Origin of the sequence: Flaviflexus huanghaiensis, assembly GCF_014118685.1 — a bacterium.
Taxonomy (GTDB): Bacteria; Actinomycetota; Actinomycetes; order Actinomycetales; family Actinomycetaceae; genus Flaviflexus; species Flaviflexus huanghaiensis.
Genome location: NZ_JACFAK010000002.1, coordinates 144,269 through 156,406, shown reverse-complemented (window position 1 = coordinate 156,406; position 12,138 = coordinate 144,269). Strand labels below are relative to the sequence as shown.

The window sequence follows — 12,138 nt, the reverse complement described above, 5'->3', positions numbered from 1 at the left end:
CTTTCAGTGTCAGCCGCGAAGCGTGTCAACGTGGTTCATGAACCGGGCGAACCGCTCACGGAATAGCGCCGAGAACTCGGGATTGGGGGCGACGGTTGCCCGCGGCGGGGACGTCATCTTCCGCACTGCCGTCGACACGTCCGGGTGAAGACCGGCCGCCACGGCCGAGCAGATCGCGGTACCGAGAGTGCCGGACTCCGCGGCGTCAACAATGTCGAGCGGCATACCGATCCCGTCGGCGAACATCTGCAGCCACATGCTTGAATTCGCGGCCCCGCCAGTGAAACGGACGCTCCCCTCGAGATTGCCATGGGCCCGCAGCTTTTCGATGTGGGAGAGGTGCGAGAAAATGACGCCCTCATAGACGGCACGGACCTGGTGGCGGATGTCGTGATAGTTCGTCAGCCCGACGAAGCCAGCCCGACCATCCGGGAAGACGTCCGTGCCGTTGATGTAAGGCAGGAAGAACGGATCCTCGATATCCGGTGTGAAGCCGTGGATCATCTCTTCGCAGATGCGGAACACCTCAGCGTCGGACACATCCTCGTGGCCGAACGCTTTGAGCGACTTGCGGATGATCGAGTTGATGTACCAGTCGAGGTTCGATACCCCATTCGGGCTGGCCTCGAGAAAGAGGTACGTATCCTCGACGGGGTACGGCACGGTCAGCCACACCTCGCCTGAGCTTTCAACGTTGGCGTCCTTCGACAGCACCTCGTTGATTGACCACGTGCCGGTAATAACGGTGAGCTCGTTCTCCTCCACGAGGCCGGCCGCGAGTGCACCAGCGACGACATCCATAACACCGGCCGCGACCGGCGTTCCCTCCTTGAGTCCTGTTAGCTCGGCAGCCTCAGCCGTGATGTGACCCGCGATCTCGGTGGATCCGACGAAGGGCGGGATCTTTGATCCCCAGCGGGAGATGCCATAGAAGTCGAGGAGGTCGGGATCCGGTTCCTTCGTCACAACGTTGGCCATGCCGACCCCGCACGAGTCCGTCACCTCCATCTTCGCCTCGCCCGTCAGGCGGAAGCGGATGTAGTCCTTCGCTGACAGAACATAGTCAGTCTCATCGAAGACGTCAGGCTCGTGCTCATCGAACCAGGCAAGTAGTGCGGGAGGCTGGCCCGCCCACACGGTCGAACCCGTCTTCGAACGGACCCGCTCGTCGTAGTCAGGGGCGGCAAGCCACCGGTCGACGAAACTCTGCGCCCGAGCATCGGTCGACACGACTCCGGGACGCGGGGCGCTACCGTCGCAGCGGGCGAGATAGATGCCGTTGCCATGGCCGGTCACCGCAAGCGCTGCGATCTCGCCGGGGTCGATTGCCGACTCCTCGAGGACACGCTTGATCGCCGTGACGTTGGCGGTCCAGAACTGATCGATGTCGCGCTCGGTGAAGAGCGGCCTGGGGAACTGGGTCTCGAGGTGGGATTGGGCGATGGCGTAGACGTTGCCATCCGCGTCGTAGAGGCCGGCCTTCGTCACCGTGCCGCCATTATCAATTCCAAGGACGTAGCGAGGTGTCATCATCGACTCCTAAAGTCTGTCAATCAATTCGTATCTGTCATGTGTCGGATCGTGCAGCGAGCTACTGTCGAGATCTCTCGGAGGCGGCGCCGTTGCGACGCAGTCACCTTCGTCGCGGTTCTTTCGCCGGCGGTGGCGAAAGAACGCGGCCTCAGGCCATCTGCCACAGCCCGGGGCTTGAGGCTGTGAGGGCTTGGTAGCCGAGGTTGAAAAGGCTGTCGCATTCTTTCTGGGTGACGATCATTCCGCCAGCGATAAGAGTTGTGTCGCCCTGGAACGGCTCGAACAGCTCCCAATACCGGTGTGCGAGGGCGCCCGGCAGGACCTCGATCCCATCAGGTCTCGCATCCTGAAGGACCTGAAGCCCCTTTTCAAGGGACCGTGAGTCCATGATGAACACCCGAAGGATCCCTGCCATGCCCGCTTTCTGGGCGTAGCTGACCACTTGCGCGCTCTGGGTCAGCACCCCCGTCACACCGAACATATTCTTCAGGAGGCGGATTCCCTCCCGGTCGGGTTTGAACCCACCGATGAGATCGCAGTGGACGAGAACCTTGTGATCGGCGTCGATGCACTTCTTCGCAAGCGGCTCAAGGTTGCCGATGTGGACGTTCGTGAGCAGCACGTAGGGTGACGTGCTGTCGAGGGCCGTCTCGAGTTCCTTGAGGTGGCGGACCGAGGGAATTACCGTCCGCGGCGGGATATCAATCACTGATCTCGTTGTAGATGGTCATGGCCTGGGCCGCGGTCGCGTCTTCGTGAACAAGAGCGCCGAGTGCGGACACCATGGCAAGCGGCTTCGGATCCTGGGTGATGTTACGACCGACAGCGACGCCCTTCGCACCGCAGGCGATGACGTGCTGGACGAACGCGAAGTACGTCTCGTGATCAGACTTTGGGCCGCCGAGCGCGAGAACGGGGACCGTGCAGTTGTCGACGATGATCCGGTCACGGTCGGTGCCCGAGAAGCGGGTCTTGATGATGTCGGCTCCGAGCTCTTCTGAGAATCGGGCTGCGGTGGCAATCTTCTCCGGGTCCGCAGACTCGGGTGTTGTGACCGGGTAACCGTAGGGCAAAGCTTCACACATGAAGGGGACGTTCCAGTCCGCGCTCTGGCGAGTCAGCTTCGCTGCAAACTCGTTCGTCGACCGTTCGTTGTGTGCTCCCGGGAAGTTCATGATGACAACAGCATCGGCACCGAGTTTGAGCGCGTCCATGACGTCGAAGGCGGGCATGTTGTCCGGCACGGTTGCGTCAAAGACTGCGGTCGTCGTGTCGACTCTGAGGGTGAGGCCGACATCTGTGAAATGTTCCGCGAAGTTACGGGCCTGACCATAGGTGACAAGGATGTTGTCGAGTCCGTGCTCGACCATGGCGGGCACCTTGCGGGCGGCGACATCGACACCCGCGGTCTTTTCAGTGAAGCCGAACCCATCGAGGGCAAGGGAAACCGATCTCCCGTCCCCGGCAAAAATCCTGTTCATCCGACGTGTCTTCGACATGTTTTCTCTCCTCTGGCAGAAGATATCCACCAATTAAACGACAAAAAGGCCCGCGCAACCATAGCTGGTGCAACGGACCTTCACGACCATCCCGATGGGAACTATTTTATTTGTGCCCAGCATAGCACCATAGTGGCGAGGAGTGAACGGTGTCCCACCACTACGGTGGGTGAACGCCCCCGACCGTTCGGTCATCGCCGTCCGTGCGCGGCGGCCTATTGAAACGTTCGCGGTTGTCCGGCGAGCGCACCGAAACCGCAGACCAGGTGAGGCGAACTGTTGCCGCGTCCCGAGAGCTACTGCGCGAGGAATCGCGCGAGAACCCTCGTTCCGAATTTAAGGGCGCTGATCGGCACTCGCTCATCGTTCCCGTGGAACATGGCGGAGAAATTGAAGTCGGCAGGAAGAGCCAACGGTACGAAACCGTAGCCTTCGATGCCGAGCGGTAGGAGTTGCTTGTTGTCGGTGCCTGCCGAGAGAAGGTAGGGAGCGACGATCGCGTCCGGATCTTCTGCGAGGAGAGCCTCGGACATACGCTCGACGATAGGGGCGTCGAACGGGACCTCGTAACCGTCGTAGCGAACGAGGGACGAGACATCGACGTCCGGGCCCGCAAGATCGTCAATGATCTTATGAGCCTCGTCCTCCGTGCCGGGGATCGGGCGCATGTCGACAGCGGCGGTCGCTGTTGCAGGAATAACGTTCGCCTTATATCCCCCGTCAAGCTGGGTCGGGTTTGCCTGGGTCTTGAGGGTCGCTCCGACGAAAGGGGCCGCCGGACCAAGGGCGTCGACGAGGGCGGATAGATGAGCCGGGTCCTCGGTGAACGGCAGGCCGGTCAGCTCGGACACCGTCGTGAGGAGCGAGCGCACCGTATCGGTGAGGTGAAGGGGCCACTGTTGCTGGCCGATTCTTGCAACAGCCGCGGCAAGTTTCGTGATCGCGTTGTCCTCGTTGACCTGCGAGCCGTGCCCTGCGCGGCCCCGCGCGGTGAGGGTGAGCCAATCCATTCCCTTCTCGCCAGTCTGGATGAGGTACACGGTCTGCCCCTCGACATCGACCGAGTATCCGCCGACTTCCGATATCGCTGCCGTCGCGCCGTCAAAGAGATCGGGGTGATGCTCCGCCATCCACTGAGCGCCCCACTCACCACCGGCCTCCTCGTCCGCGAAGAAAGCGACAATGAGGTCCCGCTTGGGCCGCCAGTTCCGTTCCTTCATATCGGCAAGCACGGTCAGCATCATCGCGTCCATATTCTTCATGTCAACGGCGCCACGCCCCCACAGGTATCCGTCCTTCATGACGCCGGCGAACGGGTCGACTGTCCAGTCTGCAGCAACGGCAGGAACAACATCGAGGTGGCCGTGAACGACAAGGGCAGGTAGCTCGGGATCCGTTCCAGGAACACGGAGGATGACATTTGCTCGACCGGGCTTCGATTCAATGAGGATGGGATCGTACCCGTACCGATTGAGGAAGTTGACGACGAAGTCAGCCGCTGGCCGTTCAGGCTTCGTTCTCGGATCATCTCCGAAGTTCGAGGTGTCGATGCGAATGAGGTCGGCGCACAACTGTGCAACACCGGACGTATCCAGAGCAGAGGGATCAACAGCCATATCGCTAGCCTAACCTGTCCGCCTAGCGACCGGCCTGTCTAACGATGACTGCACTGACGAACCGCCATGTCCGCAGGCCACATGAGGGAAATATCGTCGTGCGAATTCCGATCAGGAGAACGGCACTTTGTTTCATTCCGCGTTTCTGACCTGCGTAAGCGTGTGGCATCGACCATACTCAGGGCATCTGTGCTGCAACGCTGCAGCCGGAGACCTAGAAGAAAAACTGAGGAGAACACATGACGAGTCATGTTCCGGGCAGAGGAAGGCTACGCTCCTGCGTGGCCTTCTTGGCCGTCGGGGCCGTGAGCATCGGAGCTCTGATCGCTCCCGCTGCCGCTGCCCCAAGCGCCGAACCGCTGATTGAACCAGATAACACACCGCACGTTGGTGCCTCGGCGGCTCAAGCCTCCGTCGCGGGTTCCGCCTTCAGCTCACGCGCCACCGGCGATTGGTTCGTCGAGTTCCGTAGCAAGCCAATCGCCGAGGGCGGGACGCAGGCGCGGGTCAACTCCGATCTGCAACGCCTCGAGGCGGCAGCGGGCGATCTCGACATCGAGGTCACAGCATCTTTTAGCGAGCTGTGGTCGGGTGCCGTTGTCACCGCAGATGAAGCAGAGCTGACCCAGCTGCGAAACGACGTTGATGTCGCAGCAGTCTTCCCTGTTCTGCTTGTTGACGCACCCGAGATGCTCGATAAGGGCGCTGACCCAGAGATGAAGTACGCCAAGGACCTGACGGGCGCGAGCACAATTCTCAATGAGACGGACTTCTCTGGCTACGGGAAGACCATTGCGATCATTGATACCGGTGTCGACATTGACCATCCCGCCTTCGGTGGCGGCGGAACATCCGACATGACGGCCTGGTCACCTGTCACAGGTAATGGCGCACGGATCATCGGCGGCTACGATTTCGTCGGCGATGCATTCAACGCCGACCCGTCATCGGATGCGTACAACCCTGTTCCAGCACCGGATGAGAATCCCGATGACTGCAACGGTCACGGCACCCATGTTGCCGGCATTGCAGCCGGCAACGATCCGTCGGCCGATTTCACGGGCGTCGCACCGGGCGCGAACATCCTCGCCTACCGCGTGTTCGGGTGTGACGGCTCGACGACGTCAGAGGTCATGCTCGACGCCATGGAGCGCTCAGCTGCCGATGGTGCCGACGTCGTCAACATGTCGATCGGCGCATCGTTCATGACGTGGCCGAATTACCCGACCGCTGTCGCGGCCGATAACCTTGTCGACAAGGGCGTCGTCGTCACCGTTTCGCAGGGCAACTCTGGCGAAGACGGCATCTTCTCCGGCGGCGCTCCTGCCTCCGGAAAGAAAGTCATCGCCGTCGGCTCGGCCGACAACTGGCGCATCGAGGCGCCTGCGCTGACCGTCTCTGCATTGGATACTGCGCTTATTGGCTACAGCCCTGCGAGCGGAGCCCCGCTACCGCCGAAGGACAACTCAACATTCGACATCATCGCCTACCCTGAAGGCTCTGAGACGGGAGGGGCTCCGATCGAGGGCGCCGAAGGCAAGGTCGTTCTCGTTCGCCGTGGCGATATCTCCTTCCATTACAAAGCGCTCGCTGCCCAAGAATCCGGCGCGGCTGGTGTCATCATCGACAACAACCAGCCAGGTGCCATCTCTGCCACGGTTGAGGGCGCCACTGCCATCACCATTCCTGTCGTGACGATCTTGCAAACGGACGGCGACGCGATCCGTGCCGCTATCGCAGACGCGGAAGCGCCGACGATGACGTGGACGGACGAGATGGTCGTGTCTGATGTTGATACCGCTGGTCTTGTCTCTGACTTCTCTTCCTACGGCCTTGCAGCCGATCTGTCGATCAAGCCGCAGGTCACCGCTCCCGGCGGACTCATCTATTCGTCATACCCTCTCGATTCGCCGGACAACGATGGGACGGGCTACGCGACATCGTCCGGCACATCCATGGCCGCCCCCCACGTCGCGGGTGCAGCAGCGCTCCTTCTTGAGACCACGCCTGAGCTAACTCCGAGCCAGGTTCTCACCAACCTGCAGAATAATGCAGATCCGATCCCTTGGTCGGTCGCTCCGGAACTTGGCTCCTCTGAGCCGGTCCACCGTCAGGGTGCTGGCATGATCAACATCCCGCGGTCGGTCGTGAATTCCTGGATCGGCACGCAGATCTCCCCTTCGGAAATCAGTCTTGCTGACGCAGACACAGGCCCATCCGAGACGACGACCCTGTCGATCACGAACCGCGGCACGGAGGAGATGACCCTCACCCCGGTCCATGACCCGGCACCGGCCACCTGGGGCATCAACCAATACGCGAAGTTCTACGGCGCGTTCGCCGAGGTCAGCTTCTCTGCTGAAACTGTCACGGTCCCCGCTGGTAGCACGGTCACGGTCAACGCAACGATCACCGAGCCAGACTTTCCTGGCGCGATCTACTCGGGCCATATCTACTTCCTCGATTCAGCCGGTGAGTTCCCCATTAATGTCGTGCCGTACGCGGGCATGGCGGGTAACTACGAAACCGACGTTGCGTTCATGGATCAGTGGACGTGGGCTGACTATGGATGGACGGAAGAGGAGATCGGCGCCGACCCGAACCAGCCCGTCTACCCGACCCCGGTTCTTGGCTTCCTTGACGAGTGCGACAAGCTCGTTGATGAGGAGTGCGTCTCGGGTGGCGTCTACTCGTGGGATTCCGACGAGTTCGTCTTCACGATGGAGGATGGCGACGTACCTTACGCCGTCATCCACTTCGAGAACCCCGTCTCCTACATGAAGATGGAGGCTTTCCACGCGAAGGCTGACGGTACGAAGGGCGCACCTGTGAGCCCCGACTACAACCTCGTTTACGAGTCGTATGGCGAAGGTGCGGCGCCCGGCATTCAGGTCTACCCCTGGGATGGCACATATCGGAAGTCCGCTGAATCGGATCAGCTCCTCAAGGCTCTCGATAGCACGTACATTCTCGAGGTGACCGTCGTTAAGGGTGTTGGTTCCATCGATAACCCTGACGATGTCGAGGTGTGGACGTCCGAGGCGTTCACGATTGACCGTGACGGTGTCCCTGGTACGGGACCTGGCGATGGCTCAATCGACGAGAACGTCAACCACGGCTTCCTCCTCTACAACGACTTCACGACGCCCGCGGACCACTGGTTCACCTTCGGCCGCGCTGGCGACCAGGTCTACGCCGGTGACTGGGACGGCGATGGAGTCGACACGCTCGCGGTCCGCCGCGGCAATACCTTCTACGTCCAGAACCAGCTACTTGGCGGCAACGCCGAGATCCAGTTCAACTACGGTCGCGTGAAAGACGAGGTCCTCGTTGGTGACTGGGACGGTGACGGCAAGGACACGTTCGCGGTCCGCCGCGGCACGACGTTCTACGCCCAGAATGCTCTGACGGGCGGCTATGCCGAGAAGGAGTTCAATTACGGTCGTCTCGGAGATCAGGTCTATTCAGGTGACTGGAATGGTGACGGCATGGACACGTTCGCGGTCCGTCGTGGCAATGCCTTCTTTGTCCGCAACACGCTCACTGGCGGCTACGCCACGACGACGTTCAGCTACGGACGAGCAAACGACGTTGTGCTCGTCGGTGACTGGGATGGCGACGGCAAGGACACCATTACGGTCCGTCGTGGGACGACCTTCTACGTTGCGAACTCGCTCGTCTCGGGTAGCGCACAGAAGTCGCACACCCTCGGCCGGGCACGCGACGAGGTTATCGTCGGTGACTGGAACGCTGATGGGATCGATTCAGTTGGTCTGCGGCGCTAACAGACTCCGTTAGCTCTCGACGACACCGTTGGCCCCTGTAGCACACCGCTGCAGGGGCCACCTCCTTGGCTGGGTCATGACCGCGAGCTCGCGCACCTGGCATGTCCTTGCAGACACGTGCGGCTCACCGCCTCATTGCTTTCCCACCAGTGACATTCGCGGACTCTTGAACTGTCGCGTTCAGCATGAGCTCATCAAATCGCCGAAAGACACGGACACGTCTCTGCACTGTGCGCGAAACGAGCGGCGCCGCGCCCCACGCTCATGGACGCACCCACAGCTCACTCGCCATGAATCGTATATGTCCTTTCCTTTTCGGACGCTCCCAAGCACAGAGAAAGTCCTCTCCTAGCAGGCAAGATGTGTCGAGCAGAGTCGTAGCTTCTGAGCCGACACGCTCTTCATTGCGGCTGTCGCACTGCCCACCGACCACAAGACAGATACAGAATGTCCCAAGTACCATGTGCTTTGTTGCGAAGCACGTCGTCGAGCCTCTCAGCTGTTCCCCCGCTCTAGACACTTCACATGGGCGGAAAGGGTTGCTGGGTAGGAGTTCATCCACCGTACCGACCAAGCATCGAAAAGAACTGAGTCCCAGATACGGTTGAGCATCGTAAGACGAGAAACGGCGAGACACCTTTCATTGGTATCTCGCCGTTTCCTACCGTGCGCGGAGGGGGACTTGAACCCCCACCCACTATCCGTGGACTAGCACCTCAAGCTAGCGCGTCTGCCTATTCCGCCACCCGCGCGTGTCACAACCGAAGCCGTGGCAACAGATAAGAATTTATCACGAGGGAGCCGGTACAGGCCAACTTGGGGCTCGTGCGGTGGTGTGACATCGATCGCTGGATGACCGTGAGTCGACGCCGCTCTGCGATTCCGCGCGCCTGGACATGAGTGCTTCAGACCCATGGAGATCCTTCACCCGTCGAAAGCGATCTGCCACGCTAAGAACACGCCGAGCCGGAACGAACGTCACCCGTCCATGGTTACTCGTGGCGAGTCAACGAATGCCGTGGCTTATGTCGCGTCACACGCTCACGCACTTTGAGTAGGTTCGGAGGAACTCCAACCGAACATCTCATAGAGGTTTGACGTGCTGAGTTGAAACCCCACCGAGCATAGCCGACGAGATTATGTGATGATCGGTGAAATATTGTGTCGCTTTGGCATGGGTGTCAAGCAACCACTGCGGCACTGCATGACCAATGACACTCGTAAATCGAATCGCAGGAGTCACATATCGCCCATAGCTAGCCGGCGAACGACCAAAGCTCCGCTTGGCGATTGACACATGCCTGGCGGAGTTTGGTCGGGAGACGTTTCATCGCAGAGAGGAGCCTCATGTTCACTGCCGTCGTCGTTCTCGTCCTGGGGGTCGGTGGTCTCGTTCTCGGCCTCTCTCTGCTCCACCGAATTGTCACAGTCGGTCAAGGTCCTCGTATCAGCCTTCCTTTCCAGTCCGGCTGGTTGCCGCAGGAGCACGCCCTATCCCGATATCATGTGCGCTGGTATGTTGCGACCCTGGTGTTCCTCGCCTTCGACGTCGAAATGCTGTTCATGTACCCGTGGGCCGTCGTCGTGGCAGACGTTGGATGGTCCGCGGTCATTGAGATGTTCCTCTTCCTCGGAGCGCTATTTGCAGCCGTCGTCTGGGCCTGGCGTGAAGGGGCATTTCGATGGGTTTAAACACAGCGATTGCGCGTCTCGCAGCCCGGCACGCGCACGTGCTACTAGTGGAGATTCCCGGCGAGTGGCGTTTGCGGGTGGAGGCCGAACGCGTCGCGTTGCGCCTGGGCCTACGGCTCGCGGACTCACCTTCAGATGCCGACATTATGATCGTCTGCGGGCGTGTTGGGCAACAGATGGCACAGGCTGTGGATCTGGCGTGGGAGCAGCTACCCGGCCCACGAGCCCGGGTCGACCTCGTTCCAGGTGAGGATGTGCGTTCCCGCATCTCCCAGGCAACGACACTCCTAGCAGACACCACTCACCAGCACCGGGATGCATCCCACCGCGACGAGATCACGGATTTGCTTGAGAAGGCGGAGGATCACGACCATAGCGGCGGGGCCGATGACGCGCATACAGACCACGGGGATATGGACCACGGCGACATGGACCACGGGGACATGGCCCACGGGGACATGGACCACGGGGATATGGACCACGGGGACATGGAGATGGCCCCTGGTGGGCTTGCGCTCGCGGAGGGGGGTCCTGACCGCGACGGTCTAGAAATGGATGTCCTCCATCTAGCGCTGGGCCCAGTGCTCTCGCACTGGGCCGCGGGGTTGGTCGTGCGGTGTTCTTTGCAGGGCGACGTCATTGTCGGTGCTCACGCCGAACTGCTCGACACACGACCTGAGCCCAGAACATCTCCGATGCGGGCGCGACGGCTTGACGATGTTGCCTCCCTGCTCGCACTAGCGGGCTGGGAGGATGCTGTCGCGCGGGCTCGGATGGTTCGTGATGCGCTTCTTGATGATGATCCTGACGCCGACATCAGTTTCGCTCGGCTTGACCGGCAAATACGGCGCTCTCGAATTCTGCGGTGGTCGCTACGCGGACTCGGAACCTCGGCAGGCCTAGATGCTTATGACCGGCTGATCGGCACGCTCCAACGTGCGCACGGCGACGAGGAGGTAGATCTTTTTGGTCCGGCGACGCCGGAAGAGTTGGCGGAGCTCATCACTGGTGTCGACCTCGCTGCGGCACGCCTCATTGTCGCGAGCCTGGACCTGCAGCGGTTGCGTGCCAGCGACACAGAACAGAGGGCGACCCATGCCTGAACAGGTCGCTCCGCTGTGGGCTCTTGCTGCGCTACCGCTTCTTGGCGGGTTCGCGTTCGCCGCCGCAGCCCATGACGGAATTCTCAACTCAGGGGGTGTGGGCAAACACGGGGTCATGCGACCGGCGGGTGAGGCCGCTCGGTTGTTGCGCCAACGCCGCCACACCCTGCTCAAGGCCGACCGTTTGCTGTGGCGAATTGGGGTATCAGGCCTGGTGCTCGCCGCGGTGCTCATGGTGGCCGTCGTGCCGTTGGGCACGTCGGTACTTTTAGACCTCGACGTCGGTGTCGTGTGGTTCAACGCGATGGACGTCGCTGTCTGGGCGTTCGTCTGGCTCGCGGGGTGGGGTGCGAACTCTGCGCTGTCGCTCGTGGGCGGCTACCGTTTTCTCGCCCTCGCACTCGCGTACGAGCTGCCCCTCATGTTCGCGATCGCCACCCCGGCCGTCGCGGCCAGTAGCCTCAACGTCTCCGTCATCGGCTCGCAGGGCGGGCTGTGGTACGGGGTATGGATGCCGGTCGCTTTCGTCATCTACCTCGCGGCCGTCGTCGCGTTCTCGGTTTCCGGCCCGTTCTCCGCCCCGCTGGGTACTGACATAGCCGGCGGGGTCCGTGCCGAGCTTTCCGGAGTCGACCGGCTCATGTTCCAGGGCGGGCAGTATGCATTGTTGGCCGCCGGTGCCGCATTCGCGGTGCCAATGTTCCTCGGGGGAGGGGCGGGACCGTTACTTCCGGGATGGGCGTGGACACTGGTGAAGACGGCCATTGTGCTGGCTGCGCTCGTATGGGCGCGCCGCCGGATCCCGGTGCTGCGGCCGGACGAGTTCATGGAAGTGGGCTGGTTGGTCCTGTTGCCCGCGGCGTTGGTGCAGTTGTTCATTGTTGCCGCAATCGGTGTGGGGAGGGGATGA

The 12,138-nt window shown here is 61.3% G+C and carries 8 protein-coding genes and 1 tRNA gene; 4 read left to right on the top strand and 5 right to left on the bottom strand.

From position 1 onward, the window contains the following. Window positions 1-9: 9 nt before the first annotated feature. The 4 genes from H7E91_RS02380 to H7E91_RS02365 form a co-directional block, all read right to left on the bottom strand. Window positions 10-1,533, bottom strand: a complete 1,524-nt coding sequence (locus tag H7E91_RS02380) for an FGGY-family carbohydrate kinase (protein ID WP_182353478.1) — start codon at window positions 1,531-1,533, stop codon at window positions 10-12. A 148-nt stretch (window positions 1,534-1,681) separates the two neighbouring features. Beyond that, complete coding sequence (locus tag H7E91_RS02375) at window positions 1,682-2,242, bottom strand: glycerol-3-phosphate responsive antiterminator (protein ID WP_182353477.1); 561 nt, start codon at window positions 2,240-2,242, stop codon at window positions 1,682-1,684. Then, window positions 2,235-3,032: a class I fructose-bisphosphate aldolase gene (locus tag H7E91_RS02370; protein WP_182353476.1), complete on the bottom strand. Its 798-nt coding sequence runs from the start codon at window positions 3,030-3,032 to the stop codon at window positions 2,235-2,237. The genes H7E91_RS02375 and H7E91_RS02370 overlap by 8 nt, the downstream gene beginning before the upstream one ends. 296 nt (window positions 3,033-3,328) lie before the next feature. Next, the gene (locus H7E91_RS02365; RefSeq protein WP_182353475.1) at window positions 3,329-4,648 is read right to left on the bottom strand and encodes a M20/M25/M40 family metallo-hydrolase; all 1,320 of its coding nucleotides are present in this window, start codon (window positions 4,646-4,648) and stop codon (window positions 3,329-3,331) included. 239 nt (window positions 4,649-4,887) lie between these two features. Between H7E91_RS02365 and H7E91_RS11935 the strand changes: the two genes are divergently transcribed. Beyond that, entirely contained in the window at window positions 4,888-8,433 is a 3,546-nt protein-coding gene (locus H7E91_RS11935; RefSeq protein WP_182353474.1) for a S8 family serine peptidase, read from the top strand. Window positions 8,434-9,100: 667 nt separating this feature from the next. Here the strand turns inward: H7E91_RS11935 and H7E91_RS02355 are convergent. Then, window positions 9,101-9,185 (bottom strand) — tRNA-Leu (locus tag H7E91_RS02355). 595 nt (window positions 9,186-9,780) lie between these two features. On the opposite strand from H7E91_RS02355, the gene H7E91_RS02350 reads away from it, so the two are divergent. Genes H7E91_RS02350 through H7E91_RS02340 form a run of 3 tightly spaced genes read left to right on the top strand, consistent with a single transcriptional unit; the run spans window position 9,781 to window position 12,138 of the window. Continuing rightward, a complete protein-coding gene (locus H7E91_RS02350; protein ID WP_182353473.1) occupies window positions 9,781-10,125 on the top strand; it encodes an NADH-quinone oxidoreductase subunit A in 345 nt (114 codons plus the stop codon). Next, window positions 10,116-11,228: a hypothetical protein gene (locus H7E91_RS02345; protein ID WP_182353472.1), complete on the top strand. Its 1,113-nt coding sequence runs from the start codon at window positions 10,116-10,118 to the stop codon at window positions 11,226-11,228. The genes H7E91_RS02350 and H7E91_RS02345 overlap by 10 nt, the downstream gene beginning before the upstream one ends. Further along, on the top strand, window positions 11,221-12,138 hold the full coding sequence (locus H7E91_RS02340; protein WP_182353471.1) for a complex I subunit 1 family protein: 918 nt from the start codon (window positions 11,221-11,223) through the stop codon (window positions 12,136-12,138). Before H7E91_RS02345 ends, H7E91_RS02340 begins: the two co-directional genes overlap by 8 nt.